Origin of the sequence: Cohnella yongneupensis (assembly GCF_042655785.1) — a bacterium.
Classification (GTDB): Bacteria; Bacillota; Bacilli; order Paenibacillales; family Paenibacillaceae; genus Cohnella; species Cohnella yongneupensis.
In genome coordinates, this window is record NZ_JBHSNC010000047.1 from 31,796 (window position 1) to 47,432 (window position 15,637).

16 protein-coding genes and 1 pseudogene are annotated in these 15,637 nt (G+C 52.2%); 15 read left to right on the top strand and 2 right to left on the bottom strand.

The annotated features are described in order from the left end of the window. Positions 1-267: 267 nt before the first annotated feature. The gene (locus ACFPQ4_RS15295; protein WP_378112737.1) at positions 268-555 is read left to right on the top strand and encodes a hypothetical protein; all 288 of its coding nucleotides are present in this window, start codon (positions 268-270) and stop codon (positions 553-555) included. A 124-nt stretch (positions 556-679) separates the two neighbouring features. Further along, positions 680-1,495 (top strand): alpha/beta hydrolase, encoded by an 816-nt coding sequence (locus ACFPQ4_RS15300; RefSeq protein ID WP_378112738.1) that lies wholly within the window; start codon positions 680-682, stop codon positions 1,493-1,495. Positions 1,496-1,576: 81 nt separating this feature from the next. Here ACFPQ4_RS15300 and ACFPQ4_RS15305 read toward each other — a convergent pair whose 3' ends face one another. Further along, the gene (locus ACFPQ4_RS15305) at positions 1,577-2,626 is read right to left on the bottom strand and encodes a hypothetical protein (protein ID WP_378112739.1); all 1,050 of its coding nucleotides are present in this window, start codon (positions 2,624-2,626) and stop codon (positions 1,577-1,579) included. 177 nt (positions 2,627-2,803) lie between these two features. Here ACFPQ4_RS15305 and ACFPQ4_RS15310 point away from each other — a divergent pair, with 177 nt between their 5' ends. Together ACFPQ4_RS15310 and ACFPQ4_RS15315 are read left to right on the top strand one after the other, a co-directional pair. Continuing rightward, positions 2,804-3,922: a glycosyltransferase family 4 protein gene (locus ACFPQ4_RS15310; RefSeq protein WP_378112740.1), complete on the top strand. Its 1,119-nt coding sequence runs from the start codon at positions 2,804-2,806 to the stop codon at positions 3,920-3,922. 559 nt (positions 3,923-4,481) lie between these two features. Next, the gene (locus tag ACFPQ4_RS15315) at positions 4,482-5,405 is read left to right on the top strand and encodes a glycosyltransferase family 4 protein (RefSeq protein ID WP_378112773.1); all 924 of its coding nucleotides are present in this window, start codon (positions 4,482-4,484) and stop codon (positions 5,403-5,405) included. 99 nt (positions 5,406-5,504) lie between these two features. Here the strand turns inward: ACFPQ4_RS15315 and ACFPQ4_RS15320 are convergent, their stop codons facing one another. Continuing rightward, a complete protein-coding gene (locus tag ACFPQ4_RS15320) occupies positions 5,505-6,017 on the bottom strand; it encodes a PIG-L family deacetylase (protein WP_378112741.1) in 513 nt (170 codons plus the stop codon). 167 nt (positions 6,018-6,184) lie between these two features. Between ACFPQ4_RS15320 and ACFPQ4_RS15325 the strand changes: the two genes are divergently transcribed. The 11 genes and pseudogenes from ACFPQ4_RS15325 to ACFPQ4_RS15375 all read left to right on the top strand — a co-directional run bounded on the left by ACFPQ4_RS15325 (position 6,185) and on the right by ACFPQ4_RS15375 (position 15,600). Continuing rightward, positions 6,185-6,718: a sigma-70 family RNA polymerase sigma factor gene (locus ACFPQ4_RS15325; protein ID WP_378112742.1), complete on the top strand. Its 534-nt coding sequence runs from the start codon at positions 6,185-6,187 to the stop codon at positions 6,716-6,718. After that, a complete protein-coding gene (locus tag ACFPQ4_RS15330; protein WP_378112743.1) occupies positions 6,705-7,979 on the top strand; it encodes a hypothetical protein in 1,275 nt (424 codons plus the stop codon). The genes ACFPQ4_RS15325 and ACFPQ4_RS15330 overlap by 14 nt, the downstream gene beginning before the upstream one ends. Positions 7,980-8,121: 142 nt before the next feature. Then, a complete protein-coding gene (locus ACFPQ4_RS15335; RefSeq protein WP_378112744.1) occupies positions 8,122-9,129 on the top strand; it encodes an ABC transporter substrate-binding protein in 1,008 nt (335 codons plus the stop codon). A gap of 6 nt (positions 9,130-9,135) precedes the next feature. Beyond that, entirely contained in the window at positions 9,136-9,915 is a 780-nt protein-coding gene (locus ACFPQ4_RS15340) for an ABC transporter ATP-binding protein (RefSeq protein WP_378112745.1), read from the top strand. Next, the gene (locus ACFPQ4_RS15345) at positions 9,896-10,717 is read left to right on the top strand and encodes an ABC transporter permease (RefSeq protein ID WP_378112774.1); all 822 of its coding nucleotides are present in this window, start codon (positions 9,896-9,898) and stop codon (positions 10,715-10,717) included. Before ACFPQ4_RS15340 ends, ACFPQ4_RS15345 begins: the two co-directional genes overlap by 20 nt. 259 nt (positions 10,718-10,976) lie before the next feature. Beyond that, positions 10,977-11,744 carry a hypothetical protein gene (locus ACFPQ4_RS15350; RefSeq protein WP_378112746.1) on the top strand — a complete coding sequence of 256 codons (768 nt, stop codon included), beginning with the start codon at positions 10,977-10,979 and terminating at the stop codon, positions 11,742-11,744. Between the two features lie 85 nt (positions 11,745-11,829). Next, positions 11,830-13,188 (top strand): annotated as a pseudogene (locus tag ACFPQ4_RS15355) (Mpo1-like protein); the annotation flags it as partial. Between the two features lie 15 nt (positions 13,189-13,203). Then, positions 13,204-14,442, top strand: a complete 1,239-nt coding sequence (locus ACFPQ4_RS15360) for a DUF4825 domain-containing protein (protein ID WP_378112747.1) — start codon at positions 13,204-13,206, stop codon at positions 14,440-14,442. A gap of 23 nt (positions 14,443-14,465) precedes the next feature. After that, the gene (locus ACFPQ4_RS15365; RefSeq protein WP_378112748.1) at positions 14,466-14,840 is read left to right on the top strand and encodes a sigma factor; all 375 of its coding nucleotides are present in this window, start codon (positions 14,466-14,468) and stop codon (positions 14,838-14,840) included. Next, the gene (locus ACFPQ4_RS15370) at positions 14,824-15,126 is read left to right on the top strand and encodes an iron chaperone (RefSeq protein WP_378112775.1); all 303 of its coding nucleotides are present in this window, start codon (positions 14,824-14,826) and stop codon (positions 15,124-15,126) included. The genes ACFPQ4_RS15365 and ACFPQ4_RS15370 overlap by 17 nt, the downstream gene beginning before the upstream one ends. A 33-nt stretch (positions 15,127-15,159) precedes the next feature. Further along, the gene (locus tag ACFPQ4_RS15375; RefSeq protein ID WP_378112749.1) at positions 15,160-15,600 is read left to right on the top strand and encodes an SRPBCC domain-containing protein; all 441 of its coding nucleotides are present in this window, start codon (positions 15,160-15,162) and stop codon (positions 15,598-15,600) included. Positions 15,601-15,637: the final 37 nt, after the last annotated feature.

Consider the following 15,637-nt stretch of genomic DNA (forward strand, 5'->3'; position numbering starts at 1 on the left):
TGGTGAATCTCCCCCAAAACGACTGTGTAAGTAAATGAAAATAATCTAATTTAATGTATTTATTATTTCATAAATAGACGTTATTTTCATTACTTTAATTAATCCATCGAAGGGGCATGTCCGCGGAGTATCATCCTAAGCCGGGCAAACACGAGGGCGGGAATTGGACTAGATCCGAAAGATCAATGATTGCGGAGGTACAACCCTCGGCGTGCCGGCATATACTGTAATCGAGCAGTAATCCTCCTACAAGGGAGGTGATGCAAAGTGATAGGTACGTTAACGCATTGGATGGAAGTCGCGCTGTGGATCGTGCTAGGCGCAATGGCTGTCGATTTCTTGATCGGATTGATCAAATCGCTGACCGGCGGCAAAATCTCCATCGAACCGATTCTGGGTTACCTGAAAGATATCGTGGGCTACGTGTTGCCGCTTCTCGTGCTTGCGGCGATATCCGCTCTGGATTCGACGGGCTGGATCGTGCTGACGGGATATTACGTGGGAGCGTTCGCCGTAGTAGTCAAATATTTAATGAGCATTAAAGAAAAATTGTAAACGTATAACGTTAAGAGCATGTGAGGGAGAACTCGCATGCTCTTTTTTTAGTTCGAACCGATAAGTCGTTTCGCTCATAGACTGGGCTGTAGAACAGCGTGGACTCGCGAAAGGAACATCCGATATGTATTACGCAACGCATGAGGCGCAGGGTCGCGCGCTCAATTACTACGGGTACAACAACTATTACGGCTATCCGCCTTTGCAACCGCTCAAGTTCGTGCTCGTTCATGGATCATGGGCGGATACGAGCTTCTGGAACGGCGTTGCTACCGAGCTGCGCAAAATGGGGCATAGCGTCTACGTACCCGAATATCCCGGCCACGGAAGCGATCCGAATACGAACGTGACGCACGCGCAGATCACGAAGGCGGTAGCCGACTATATCGTCGCCCATAAGTTGCGAGATATCGTGCTGGTCGGGCATAGCTTCGGCGGGTCGGTCGTTCAGAAGACGGCAGAGCTTGTGCTTGACCGGATTAAGAGGCTTGTCTTCATGAACGCGTTCGTGCTGGGCGACGGGCAGTCCGTAGCCGAACAATTCCCGCCTCCCGTGCAGCAGGCGTTCGTACAGCTTAGGCATGCTTCCAAGGACGATACGATTATGCTACCGTTTTCGTTGTTCCGCGATGCGTTCGTCAATTTGGCGGACCTCGCGCTCGCGAAACGGTTATATAGCGAAATTAGACCCGAGCCTGCTAAGCCGGCATTCGAGAAATTGGATTTGAAAAAATTTTATAGCCTGCAGACGCCCCGCAGTTACCTCTATTTGACCGAAGATAACGTATTGCCTCAAGGAGAAGGCTTCGGTTGGCATCCGCACATGTCGAGCCGATTAGGCATGTTCAGATTGATGAAGTCGCGCGGCGACCATATGACTTACTTCAGAACGGAGCCGGCGCTTCTGGCCCGCAAGCTGTACGAGGCTTCTAGAGATTAGACCAGCGCGAAAGAATGACCAAGAGCCGGCGAACCCCTCGCTTGAGGAGATCGTCGGCTCTCTTTGTGCATCCTCGAAACGTTATTTCAATTGTTTTATAAACTTTTGCAGCGCCTTCGCCTCGCTATTAAAATCGACTTTAGCTTTAAAATTACTGTGAATGTTTTTGCATAAAGCCGCGTACCGCTTTTCGTCCGAGTAGAAAACGATTTTTTGTACGATCTCCTCGGGAGATAGTCCGTCGATGGCCACGCATGTTTTGCCGTCCGTCATGAGTTCCTTGCCCATTTGGTCTTTATAGTACTCCATTTTCACGATCAGGGGACGCGCTATAGCCGCGCTATTATAGATCACGTGACCGTACCCGTCTCCGCCGTTTTTGGTATGCCATATAAATCGGGCTTCCGAAATGCGTTCCGCGACACCGGTAGGACCCTCGGCGTTGCCGTCGCGGCATTCCCCTCCGAAGCTTCTGAAAGCCCAATCCGGCATTAGCTGTTCGACCTGCTCGAATAACTTCCAATCCGATGAAAAATGGCCGGCCGTTGCAAAACAATTGATAAGGGAATTTATGTTGCGGTCCGGATAGGAAAAGTCCGGACTGAACACGCTCAAGTCGAACTCTTGATGATATCTAATAAAATGGACGTTGCTAGGCACCTCGTCTACTATTGCGCTGGCCATAACGTTTCGCACGTGCTTATCTTTAACCGTCCAAGAATTGCCGATCTGGAAAATCAGCTTCGGCTTATTCGGATGCGTGTTGCAGAGATGGCGAAAAGGCTCGATATGCTCGGGAATGGAAGCGATTACGATGTCCATTGGCATTCGATAGAAGGCTTCTAAAGTAATGCCTTTGTGGGAAAATCCTGCATCCTGGTACGAATAGATAGAAGGATAAGTAAGATCGGGAAGGGTTTCGCTCGTTATGATCGGCGTTGCTTCATCGACACCCAGGAACTGGTCCACCACGTTCGGATGAGTAGACATCCGCCAAAGCCCGTGCGTATACCATTCGGTGCCGATAGGGCGAAATAGACTTCCGCCTATGCGCCCTTCAAACAGCATGATCAGACTTTGCAGCAAGGAAGAGTGATGGAAGTCGGCAAGCACGAACGGTTTGGCGTACATGGGTCCCCATCCTTTCTTTTTATACAGTATGCAGGACGGCTATCTTTCGAACAGGGGGTGATAGCGGAACGTTATTTGTCATCCCCGGTCCGTATGTCTATACCGATTGGAGAGGGTTGACATAAACATGACTGTATATTGCCGATTGCCGGTAACCCATCACTGGAGGTGGCGAAAATGCAGGTCGTTTTCCGGAACTACTTTTACGAAGCAACGGGCTTTGGCAATTGTGCTCGTCAATTAGCCTATAAGTTGGAGGATGCCGGCGTTGATGTGAAAATCGAAGTGATGGGGAATAAGCGCTTTACCTTAGATACGTGGGAGATCGAGCGATTACGCAAATTGGAAAATAAATTAAAGCAAGAGGAACAGGTACTGTTAACCCAAGAATCGCGGCTGCGTCCGGAAGAACGGGGAGTATTCAAAAAGGCGCTTAGCTGCACGATGTGGGAAACTTCGAAAGCGCCTAAGGAAATGGTCGAAGGCTGTAATGAATTCGACAGTCTAATCCTGCCTAACGAATTCAACCGTCAAGCTTTCTTGAAGGGCGGAGCCCGGGTGCCCCTTTTGATTGCCTCCTATGGCGTCGATGCCAACCTATTTCATCCGGTAGGGAAGCGGGAGAGGCTAGGGGAGAAAGAGGAGACGTTCGTATTTCTATCCGTGTTCGGATGGTCTCACCGCAAAGGGCCGGACATCTTGCTGAAAGCTTTTTTGCAAGAGTTCGATGAACATGAGCCTGTAACGCTCTTGATCAAAACATTCGGAGAGCGGATGGGGGATTTCCCGAAGTCCTGGTACGAACAAGCGATTCAACCTATTGTTCCTAAGAAAAAAGGGTTTCCCAAAGTGCGAACGTTCTCTGACATTATGACAACGAGTCAAATGGCTGAGCTCTACCGCGGCGCGGACTGTTACGTATCGCCGACAAGAGGTGAAGGAGTAGGACTTCCGTTCCTGGAATGCATGGCGTGCGAAACGCCGGTAATAGCTACGGGTTGGAGCGGACACACCGATTTTATTAAGCCTAGCAACGGATATTTGATCCCTTATCATCTCGTACCCGCCGAGCCGCTGTACTATACCCAGCTTTACAAGCCCGATCAATTGTGGGCGGAAGCGGATTGCGGATCGCTGCAATTGATCATGAGGAAAGTATACAGCGATCGCAATATGGCGCGAATCAAGGCGAAACAAGGGCGGGAAACAGCCAAGCAATGGAGCTGGGAACGCTCTGCGGCCGAATTTATCGAGGCGATAGAAACAACGGTCGGACAAAAAATAACCTCATCCTAAGGCGAAGGGAATACATTCCGTATTAGTGGGAGGAACAGTTATGCGAGTCGGTGTCGATATGTATTACGCGCAGCATCAGGTGGCGTTTGACGGGATAGGGAATTATGCTTTTTCCCATCTCTCGCATCTTTCCGAACAACCCGGTATACAGCTGTATCACTTTCAGCCTGATTACAGCGCGCTTACCGAGGAAGAATACCGCGTGCAATTATCGAATTTTATCGCGGATAACCAACTGGACATCTTTCATTATCCAAGTCCGATGCAGATGCCGTACCCGGAAGTCATCCTTCGCGGGCAGCTGCCTCAGGTTCGATTAACGGCATTGGTTCACGATATTATCCCTTTGATCTATCCCGATGTGTATTTGCCTAACAAGAAGTGCAGCCTGCTTTACCATCTTCAACTAGCTATGCTTAAGAAGTTCGACCACTTGTTTACGAATTCGCATTTCACCCGCAACGATTTAATACGAATCGGATTCAACCCGCAGTACATCACGACGGTCGGCGTAGGCTGCCAAGATTTCTTTGTGCTCGAACAGCCGGATCTGCAAGAAATGCGGCACCTTTTTCCCGTTGATAAGCCCTATGTTATAGCATTCAATCCAGCCGATTATCGCAAAAACGCGCAACGAATCATTCAAGCCTTTGCTCAAGCTTCGCGAGATTCCAGCTTCGATGCGAATATTCAGTTGCTGTTCGTGAATCAGCTTCCGGAAGCTGTAAAAGAGAAGTTTGACCGGCTTTCGGCGGAGTACGGGATTAAGAATCGCATCCATTACGCGGGACGAATAAGCAAGTCCCAGTTATTGCGTTTGTATAATGGTGCCAAGGGGTTAGTCTTTCCTTCCTTATACGAAGGAGTCGGCTTGCCTGCTCTTGAAGCTATGCAATGCGGTACGCCCGTTCTCACGTCCAACTCCAGTTCCATGCCGGAGATCGTCGGGAATGCAGCCATTCAGGTCGATCCGCAGGACGTGAAAGGAATCGCTCAAGGGATGGTCGAGCTGGTGTCCAACGCCGCATTGCGCAAAGAGCTAACGGATCGCGGGTTTAAACAAGCCGCGCGGTTTCAGTGGACAGCCGTAGCCCACCGAACGGCTGCCAAGTTACGCGATCTGATGCTGCAGGCTCCGCGGTTAAAAAGCTTAATGGAGTCGCCTCTTATCAATAAAGAGCTGGACGATGCGCTGGAGCAAATAATGGTGAATTTGGACGAGAAATACGAGCAGGACAAAGAAAGCTTGATGAAGGAATTACGAAGCGAGCTCCGTAACAACGTTGCCGAGTTGTACCCGTACATTGACCGGATGATCGAAGAAATGACGAAGGGGCTAAGGCAAAAAAACCCGTCGATAACAACGAATGTACGCAGTTCGCATAGGCGGAGAAGCTCCAAATCGAGAAACAAACATAGAAGACGCTCTAAAAACAGATCGACAAAATCCAAGAGGACCCGGTCGAAACGCAGAAGAGCGTGAAGCGGGCAGAATAGAATAGCAGTCAGCTATTGCTGACTGCCTTACGGTGCCATGATATCCGAATTCGCATCATTTGGATGAGATGTCATGGCGCCGTCATCAGATCGACGGTTGGTTAGTCGCCTTTTCCAATCCTTCAAAAATTACATATTTATTGTAGGTTTCAATGTTTTGCGTGCGATAACAACGCAGAAGCTTCAGTTTTCTGAGCAGTAGGTTCAAATCTAATATTTGGTCGCTTAATTTGAACGTGTACAAGTTGGACTTTACTAATCCATGCATAACTTCGGATAATGCGATATGTTGAGGATGGCCATATTCGCCTTTCAAGCCGTGCGTAACGATTTTGGTATAATTGGTTTCGTTCAAAACCCGTTGAATATCCGCGCTTAGCTTCTTACGGTCAAAATCGCCGTTATATCGATCTTCATAGTTCCATATTTCGTATTCGGCCTGCGCGAATGCCGTGGCGGCTTTAAATTCACGCCTTCGTACGGCGTTGTCTCCATTCGTTACGCAGATCACTTTCCAGCCTTGCTCCCGCAGCAACAATGCCCCCCCGAATATGCTTTCGTCATCGGGATGAGCCACGACCATAAGCTGATTAGCCAACAAGGAATCCCCTCCGCATGTTGATATCTTGCATCAATAGGCTCGATGCATAGTATGAGTCAAATTGCGTTTCGTGCATGATATCGCGGGCAGGTAGTAAGGGTTAAAGCCAAATCGGCCTCAATAGCGTCTAATCTATATAAGAGCGTGTAATCGCGAAGTGGGTGATGGTCATAATCGAATGGGTGAAGAGAGCGCAACAGGGCGACGAGACGGCGTTCTTGGCGCTGTTCCAACAATATGAAGAGGATCTATATCGGGTTGCCTACGTCTATCTCGGCAATCAGGAGGATGCGCTGGACGTCGTCCAGGAGACGGCGTACCGGTCCTATAAAGCCATTAATAGGTTGAAAGAACCGCAATACTTCAAGACGTGGCTCATCAAAATCGCGATCCGTTGTTCCATGGACGTGTTCCGCAAGCGCAAGCAAGAGGTTCGGTGGAAGCCGGAATACAACGAGGCGATCACGGTCGGCGACGAAGGCGATTTCAAGCTATCCTTGACGTTGAACGAAATGATCGAGGCGCTGGACATCGCGGAGAAGCAGGTCATTATCCTACGTTTCTACTATGACTTCACCATTCGCGAAACGGCGGAGATTATGGACATTCCGCTCGGTACGGGAAAGACGTTGCTGTATCGGGCTTTGCGAAAATTACGGGAGCGCGCGGGGGAGGGTGTCGAGTATGGATTCCGATAACTTGAAAGAACAGGTTGGCGCGATTCCCATCCCGGCGGCGCTTCGAGACAGAAGTCGGCTCGGCATTGGACAGGCGGCCTCGGAACGGTCCGCAGGAAGCGGCAAGCGCCGAATGGCTATGATTGCGGCTTTGCTGGGCGTCATCCTGCTATCGGCGACACTAGCTAACCGTACAACCGTGTGGGCGGCCATTCAGAGGGCGTTGCAGTTCGTACCGGGCATCGGCGTCGTTGAAAAAGAGGATCCGCAGTCGGCTCAGTATGTGATGAACCAGCCGATTACGATCGAAGATGAAGACGGAGAGGGTTCCATAGTCATTACGGGTTTTCTCTCGGACGACCAGATGACCTTGATTATGATGGCGGGAGACCATATGGCGGATTTCGAACAGGTGAAGATCGTGAACGAGCAAGGAGAGGCTTTTACGGTCGATCGTTCATTGGTCTCATTTAGTTCGGGAGAGTGGACGGCTTCTTACTGGCATGACGGGAAGCTTGACGTCAGAGGGGACGTCAAGCTGATCTTGCAGACGAAGCCCGAGATAGAGGTGTCCGCGCATCTGTCGGAAGCGAAAGCGCATGCCGGGTATGCCGATCTCGGCGCGACGGTTAGAGTTAACGGAGTATCGATTACGGCGATTACCGATCGGGTAGGCGAGAAGGCGAGGGTATCGCTCGTATCGCCTCCGATGGAGAAGGGTAGCATTATGGATTACGGCATCTCCGGCGTATACCTGCATGGTGAAGCCGATAAGCTGAACGTTGTCGACGGTTCGGGCAAGAAACTGGCGATCGAGACGATTAGGGCAATGATGAGCCCGCAACGAGAATTTTATTTTCCGTTGTCTGCCGATGCCTCGCTAGGCTATACTCTGACGATCCCGGAGATTAGCGTGACCTACAATGACGAGACGACCGTCAAGATGCCTGCGGAAACCCGCGAGCAACTTGAGCAGACGTTCGAGATCGCCGGATTCCCTGTCACGATCACGGGGACGGATAGAATCGCGGACGACAGTCTTAGAGTCTACTTGGATCTGCATTATGACGAGGCTGCGGCCTCGTCGCTCTACAACTTCGATATCGAAGCTGTAAGTTCCATGGCGAAGATGAAAGAGCAGACCGGCGCGATCGAGTACATCGAGGTTCCGGTAGAGCCTGGCGCCAAGACGGTGAGCCTGAAATTCATACGGCCGACGGCCGTCGTCAGGGGACCTTGGACGTTGGACTTGAAGGCGGAAGATTTCATAGCGGCAGAATGACCAAGGGCCGGCGAACTCCCATCAGCGGAGATCGCCGGCTTTTATTCATTCATTGGGAAACCTTGGGAAACCACGAACCCCATCTGGGCGAATGACATAACTTGATAGCACAACGGGATTCAGAAAAAGGAGAGATCAATCCATGAAGCTGTGGAGAAAGACCGCCTTGCTGTCGCTCGCGACCCTATTAATCGTAGTAATGGCCGCCTGCGGAAACAAAAACAACGACTCGTCCGACAAAGTAACCGTCAAGTTTTCCGAAGTCATCCGCTCGATCTTCTACGCGCCGCACTACGCCGCGATGTCGCAAGGGTTTTTCGAGGACGAAGGCATTACGCTCGACTTGAATACGGCTCAGGGCTCGGATAAAGGTGCGGCCGCCCTGCTTGCGGGAACGGCGGATATTTCGCTCGTCGGTCCGGAGGCGGCTATTTACATCCACAATCAAAAGGGCGATAAGACGCTCAAAATCTTTTACCAGCTCACCATGAAGGACGGTTCGTTCCTGCTATCCCGCGACCCGATCGAGTCGTTCAAATGGAGCGATCTCGAAGGCAAGACGGTAATCGGCTGGCGTCCCGGCAGCTCGCCGCAGATGGTTCTGAATTCGACGCTGCTGAAGGAAGGCGTCAAGGACGTTAACGTCGTTACGAACATCGCGTCCCCGGCAATGGCGGGAGCGTTCACGAGCGGCCAAGGCGACTTCATCCAACTGTTCGAGCCCGTCGCTTCGACGTTAGTCAATGCGGGCAAAGCCTATTACGCGGTCTCGATGGGCGAATCGTTCGGGGCGTACCCTGAGACGTCTTACGTCGCGACATCCGACTTCATTAAGAAGCATCCGGACGTTATTCAACGGTTCTCCAACGCCGTCGCCAAAGGCGCCGCTTGGCTGCAGACCGCATCGAACGACGATATCGCAGCCGCGCTCGCTCCGTTCTTCGAGGGTACTTCCAAGGAGCTGATCATTCAGTCGATCGAGCGCTATAAGAAGCAGGGGACATGGACGACCGATCCGGTCATGACGCAGGATCAATTCGACACGCTCCAAGCCGTATTGGTCGAGAACGGCGTGCTGAAAGCCGAAGACAAAGTGAAAATGACCGACGTCGCCGATATGAAGTACGCGAAGAAGATCGATACGGAGTAACCGGCTATGAGCGCGATCGAAGTGCAGGACGTCGGCCTCAGCTATTTTACGCTCAAGCAAGAGACGGAAGCGTTGCGGAACGTAAGGATGGCGATTGAGCCGGGAGAGTTCATCAGTATCGTGGGACCGAGCGGCTGCGGCAAAAGCACGCTGCTCTACCTGCTCTCCGGTATGCTTAAGCCGACGACGGGGCGGGTGCTTATCGACGGCGTTGAAACGGCGGGCGTCTCTCCTAAAGTCGGCTATATGCTGCAGCGCGACCATCTATTCGAATGGCGGGACGTGCTGAGCAATTTGCTAGTCGGCGCGGAAATCCGGCGCATGAATCGCGAGGAGGCTACGCGAAGAGCGCGCGAGCTGCTCGACCGTTACGGATTGTCCGGATTCGCGGGACATAGTCCGGATCAGCTATCCGGCGGGATGCGCCAGCGCGTCGCCTTGATCAGGACGCTCGTCACCGACCCGGACATTCTGCTCCTGGATGAGCCGTTCTCAGCGCTCGATTACCAGTCGCGGTTAACGCTGGCGGAAGACGTGTTCCATATTATTAAAGATCAGGGCAAGACGGCCGTTCTCGTGACGCACGATATTTCCGAGGCGATCAGCATGGCGGACCGCGTGCTCGTCATGTCCAAGCGGCCGAGCAGCATCGTCTCCGAGTATCCGATCCGGTTCGAGGAAGGCGACAACTTGTCGCCGTGGAACAAGCGGGAGGCGGGCAAGTACAACGATTACTTCAACTCCATATGGAAGGATATGGGTGGCTATGCCGTTACCTCAAGATAAGGGTTCTAGCGGCTACGCCCATTACTTGAAAGCGCAAAAGCGGGCGCGGCTGGGAATTACCCTGTCGCGCTTGCTCCTCATGGTTGCGTTCCTCGGGTTATGGGAGCTGGCGGCGCGACTGAAATGGGTCGATCCGTTGCTGACGAGCCAGCCTTCGAAGCTGGTAACTACGTTCCGAGAGCTTGCCTTTCATGGCTCGCTGCTCATGCATACGCGGGTGACCGCGATGGAGACGGTCATCGGCATCGTCGCGTCGATGGCGCTGGGAACGTTGATCGCCGTCGTCTTCTGGTGGTCGACCTACGCTTCCAAAGTGCTCGAGCCCTACATGGTCGTGCTTAATGCGCTCCCCAAAGTAGCGCTGGGTCCGATCTTCTATATTTGGCTGGGAGACCGGTATTCCGTCTACGGAATGGCCGTAGCCATCTCGGTTATCGTTACGATCATGATGGTGGAGAACGAGTTTAAGGAAATCGCCCGAACGAAGCTTCACCTTATGGAATCGTTCGGCGCGACGAAGCTGCAAATGCTGCGGATGGTGCTGCTGCCTGCGAGCGTGCCGAACTTGATCGCTACGCTTAAGGTGAACGTGGGGTTGACGCTCGTCGGCGTCATAATGGGAGAGTTTCTGTCCTCGAAAGCGGGGCTCGGGTATTTGATCATCTACGGGGGGCAAGTGTTCCAGATGAACATGGTTATGGTCAGCATCTGCATGTTAGCGTTAATGTCGATAATATTGTACGGCATCGTTAATCTGATCGGCGGATATTTGTTGAAAAAGGGATTTCACGGGCGAACGTGAAATCCCTTTTTGTTCGTCGCGGTAGATTGACTGGATGCTGGATGCATTACATGATGCGATCGATAGTTTATTCAACGAAATAACTTCCGACCTTAAGCGTTACGGGCATTAATATAACGGTCGAAGACGGGTTTAAGTTCACCCGAATGAAGCGGACGTCTTTTCGAATTGCGATCGGGACTACGTCGGTGATATGATCAGAATGACATGCGTAAACGGCAAAGAAAATAATCATTTGCAGCAAAAGGTGGACTGAACAATGGGACATGCGTTCGCGATCGAACCGGTCGACTATAGGGCGTTCGAAACTACGGAAGACGAGCTTGCGAAATGCCGGGAATGGGGCTTGCTGTCGGATAAAGCGACCAAGACGAAGGCGTTCAGCTACAAGCGGGCCGGCCAGACGCTGGCTTGCAATATCGTTGGTTACGTCGACTCCGTCACGGCGGTCATCGCTTTCGAGAACGGACAGCAACATTGCATCCATCCTTCCTACTTGAAGGAGATGCAGGCGCTGAGCTTCGGGTCGCGGGGAACTTCGGATAGCGCTAGCGGAGCAGATGCGGAAGCGGTCGCGGCGCCCGACGAGTCAGCCGGGGCAGCGGATGCGCTAGCGCAGGAGCCGGCATCCCAAGCCGAACCGGTCAAGGCGATTGCGCCGGAACCTGCGGTCAAAGTGCCGGCCGCGACTAAGGCACCCGCGAAGGAAGGCAAGAAGCAGAAGCTGCAGCTTCCGGAGGAGAAGGTCAAAATGACCGCCACCGTCCAAGAGTTCGCGAAGGTGCCGAACCATTTTACCGAGGAAGACGACGAAGTTATTATCTATGATGCGGTCGCGTTGCTAGAACCGGAATTGGAAGTCGGACTTGCTTGGTCGAGCCATAGCGCCACGCTGAAGAAGCTTGAGCTGGAAGTCGGGGACAAGCTTGTGTTCGACGGGAAAATCGCGGCCAAGAAGCTGCTGAAGCATCCGGTCCCTTATAAGATCAACAACCCGAGCAAAATCCAAAAGATCAAAGAAGAGTGATCCCTGGCGGATCGCTCTTTTTACCAACGGAGGCTATATTCCTATGACAACAACAAGAGAGTTTCGAGATTAAGAGGATTTCTGGCCGTTCTATCTTTCGCAGCACTGCAAAGCATGGACCCGCGCTTGGCATTTCGTCGGGACGACAAGCGTAATCGTGCTAGTCGCGGCGAGCTTCCTGCTGCATTGGTGGATGTTCCTGCTCGCGCCGGTCGTGGCGTACGGGTTAGCTTGGATTAGCCACTTTCCGATATTCTATCGAAAGAAGGCGGAGTCGTACATGTTGCCGTTGATGCGTTGGTCTCGAAGTGTACTGCTCATAGGATTGTGCCTTGCTATTGCAGGTCTGCTCGTTCAGCCGCCTTCGAGTGCGTCCGCGGCAGGCGCAGGCGTGGTCCAATCGGAACCGTCGAGGCCGGTCTATGTTAGCGATCTCGCTAATGGCGATAAGATCAGCGCGGCATTACATGCGTTCATCGCACAAGAGCTAGAGTTGTCCGATGAAGCCGATTCTAATTGGGATACGAATCAGATGATGGAGGTATCCTTGGGCGGCTTGCCGCATGGGTATATGCGTCAATTCGTTTCGTTTATCTATAATGATGAGGATATTGAGCTCTTGCTGCTGGCAACCGATTCGCAAGTGAAGCGGTTTAGGCTGCTTGGACGCGTATTCATGGACAAGGACGAAGGCCCCTTGTTTGTTAACACGGCTAAGTTGGATCTTTCGTATACAGGGAACCGCTTGATCGTATGGACACAGGCGCCCTTCAGCGCTTTCGAATCTAACGTCGAATTGGAATGGAACGGAAAGTCACTTCGCGTTGTGTCGCACGAGGTCGGAGATCCCACTCAAGCGTTCTTTGATAAGAAACGAGCGCTGCTCAAGAAGAAGGACGTAAATGGGTTGATTCTCCTAGAATCGACAGATCCCGGACTTTTTTATCCTGCTGCTTATTCTGATTTTTTCGAGCTTCCTGGTCCTGTACTGCTACTGTCTAATGAGAAAGCGCTGGCCATTTACAAAAAAGACATGAAAACGGCCATTCGATACCTGGAGTATGGATTAGGCCAGTATGAGGGTACCTTTATGCTCACGTCGTATGCTGGCGGCGAACTGACCAAAGAAGACATCGAGGGCTCGCCTGACGACACTTGGACGAAACCGACGATTAGCTTGATTAAATACGTGGCTATCCTGAACGATTACGCCTATTTCTTATCGTTAGCAGGCCGGAATAAAGAAGCGAAGCCGATTCTTGCGAATATTATTAAGCTTGCGCCGGGTCGGGTCGTTGCTTACTTGAATCTAGCGGACGTTGAGTGGACGCTTGGTCAGAAGGCGGCAGCTAAAACGTATTATAAGCAATACTTGAAGCTGCTCGGCAGCAAGGCTTCAACGGTCGCACCGAAACGGGTGCAGGAGCGCATCAACGCGAAGTGAGGGACATTTTAGCCCATGAATAATATGCCATATGAACCTTATAAGAATGCTGGTCCAGTCATGGCTGTCGCGATCGCCTTGCTGGCTTTCGTCGTGATCGTAGTCGGGTGTACCGCGAACCCGAAGCATCCGGCGGTAGTGGAGGAAAACTCGCAGGCGCAGCCAACTCCAGCTCAGCCAACCCCATCGCAGCCATCCGAATCGGCGGCAAGTAAAGTAACGGGCTATGACGTCCAAACCTTACTGGAGCACCGTACGAATTTTGTCGGAGATAACAGCAAAGTGGTCGCATTGATCGATCTGTTGCCGTTACTCGGCGGAGTCGAGCGCGAGGAAGTGGTGCTTCAGACGGCCGAAGAACCTTATGGAATAACGATACAGTACAAGATCGACAATGACACTGGGATTACCATGGACATGGACCGTGGCGATCCGTTTACGTTGGAGCAGCTGTTCTACCGACATGCGGCCATTCTGCTGAGCCTCATCGGGAACGCGGATTATATAGTCTTTAAGGTCGACGATGCCCAAGTGATCAACGGCGGTCAAGATGATTATGAGTATCGGTTGGATAGAAAAGACATCGAAGCTGTCTTCGGCGGAGACGTCAGGAAAATCGCGGAGGACCAGAAGCTGTTTTCCGATTACGTGGCCAAGGTTAAGCAGATCGGAGCCGTGGATAGGAGCCCACCGCAGGTTTTGCAGCCCGATTCCGAAGGCAAGTATGTGCTCTCTCATAACGAAATTCGAACGGCGAACGGAGACGCACTCTATGTTAATTTAGAGATGGTTGCCGGCAAACATTATACGGAGGCGGAAGCCGGCGGCCCCGGCGGGGGCGTCTATGCCGACAATTATTCTGGCACTTATCAGCTGCGCGTCGTCGATTCAAAAGGCGAGACGGTATCGACTTATTCGGCAATGGGAGGAAGACTGAATTTCAGCGGCACCTTCAATTTAGCTTGGGCGGATTACAACGGCGACGGCCGGGCCGATTTTACGTTGGGCCAATTCGCGAACAGCAACAGTAGCATTTATGAGATTTATTCGCTCAACGAGCATGGACAGATCGAGAAGCTGAATACGAATCACGATATGTACATTGCGGACCATAGTCCGTCGATTTTGCTTGATCAGATCGATGAAACAAGCTTTACCACGAAATCTTACACGCCGGACGGTGGAAACGGGCATTCGATTTACAACTGGGAGGGCGGTCTTTTCTGGGGAGAAAAGGTGGAGGCGTCACAATAAGGGGAAAGAATCACGGGAGCCGAATGTGGGCAATCGCCTATCGGATGTTCGGTTCCGTATCGGACGTGGAAGACGTGGTGCAGGACGTATTCGAACGACTAGCTTCCGCAGAACCGGTCGAGATGCAGCATCCCGGCGCTTATCTCGCCAAGCTTACGACGAACCGTTGCCTCAACGTGCTGAAATCCGCCAGAAGGCGCCGCGAAAGCTATGTCGGACCTTGGTTGCCCGAGCCTGTCGTGGAAGCGGTCGAACCCGGACCGGAAGAACGGTTGGCTGGAGAGGGCGACGTATCGTATGCCTGGCTCGTCATGCTGGAGCGTTTAACGCCCGCCGGACTTTGGCACTTTTCCGAAGGATGTTCAGGAAGGTCTAGAGCTCATCAGACGTACGGTTAGAGAGGCCGAACCCGAAGCGACGGAAGGGATCAGCTACCAGATTCCAGCCTTCGACTATCATGGCAAATTGATTTATTACTCTGCATACACGAAGCACTATTCGCTATCGTTTCCGCCGCCGTTCACAGTATTCGAAGTATTCAAGGACCAGTTGTCGTCTTATGTCGTATCCAAATCTGTGATCCAGTTACCGATGAATCAGCCGCTCCCGCTTGCTTTGATCGCAGAGATGGTAAAGTTCCGGGCGAAGGAGAACAAGGACAAGCCGGCGAAGAAGAGGAAGTAACGGCAATAATCAGAATCCAAGGAGGAATCGATAATGAGCACTAACGCCAATGCAAACGAGCTAGCCACTTCCCGCATCCTGCATGCTTCACCCGAGCAGGTTTTCGAGACGTTCAGTAACCCGGAGCTGCTGACGCTTTGGTGGGGGCCGAACGGGTTTGCGAGCGTATTCGAGGTGTTCGACTTCCGCGCGGGAGGGGATTGGAAATTCATGTTCCACGGTCCGAACGGCGTCCAATTTCCTAACGAATTGCGATTCGTCGAAATCGCAAGACCGGAACGGCTCGTGGTGCGCCACGAATCGCAACCGCATTTCACGGCGACCTTCCTGCTGGAAGCGGTAGACGGAGGCACGAAGATCACGTTCCGCCAGCAATTCGAGAACGAGCGCGATTACGAAGCGATCAAGCCGATCGCCGAAGGCGCCAACGAGCAAAACTTGGACCGGCTTGAGGCGGTATTGTATCAAGGATAACCCATAGAGCTGCGACGGTTGCCGAGAGGCGTGCCGC

What these genes read in the sequence shown, in the direction of transcription:
- ACFPQ4_RS15300 (WP_378112738.1), top strand. Translation starts at nt 680, where the DNA reads ATGTATTACGCAACGCATGAGGCGCAGGGTCGCGCGCTCAATTACTAC.
- ACFPQ4_RS15305 (WP_378112739.1), bottom strand. Translation starts at nt 2,626, where the DNA reads ATGTACGCCAAACCGTTCGTGCTTGCCGACTTCCATCACTCTTCCTTG.
- ACFPQ4_RS15310 (WP_378112740.1), top strand. Translation starts at nt 2,804, where the DNA reads ATGCAGGTCGTTTTCCGGAACTACTTTTACGAAGCAACGGGCTTTGGC.
- ACFPQ4_RS15315 (WP_378112773.1), top strand. Translation starts at nt 4,482, where the DNA reads ATGCGGCACCTTTTTCCCGTTGATAAGCCCTATGTTATAGCATTCAAT.
- ACFPQ4_RS15325 (WP_378112742.1), top strand. Translation starts at nt 6,185, where the DNA reads ATGGTCATAATCGAATGGGTGAAGAGAGCGCAACAGGGCGACGAGACG.
- ACFPQ4_RS15330 (WP_378112743.1), top strand. Translation starts at nt 6,705, where the DNA reads ATGGATTCCGATAACTTGAAAGAACAGGTTGGCGCGATTCCCATCCCG.
- ACFPQ4_RS15335 (WP_378112744.1), top strand. Translation starts at nt 8,122, where the DNA reads ATGAAGCTGTGGAGAAAGACCGCCTTGCTGTCGCTCGCGACCCTATTA.
- ACFPQ4_RS15340 (WP_378112745.1), top strand. Translation starts at nt 9,136, where the DNA reads ATGAGCGCGATCGAAGTGCAGGACGTCGGCCTCAGCTATTTTACGCTC.
- ACFPQ4_RS15345 (WP_378112774.1), top strand. Translation starts at nt 9,896, where the DNA reads ATGCCGTTACCTCAAGATAAGGGTTCTAGCGGCTACGCCCATTACTTG.
- ACFPQ4_RS15350 (WP_378112746.1), top strand. Translation starts at nt 10,977, where the DNA reads ATGGGACATGCGTTCGCGATCGAACCGGTCGACTATAGGGCGTTCGAA.
- ACFPQ4_RS15360 (WP_378112747.1), top strand. Translation starts at nt 13,204, where the DNA reads ATGAATAATATGCCATATGAACCTTATAAGAATGCTGGTCCAGTCATG.
- ACFPQ4_RS15365 (WP_378112748.1), top strand. Translation starts at nt 14,466, where the DNA reads ATGTGGGCAATCGCCTATCGGATGTTCGGTTCCGTATCGGACGTGGAA.
- ACFPQ4_RS15375 (WP_378112749.1), top strand. Translation starts at nt 15,160, where the DNA reads ATGAGCACTAACGCCAATGCAAACGAGCTAGCCACTTCCCGCATCCTG.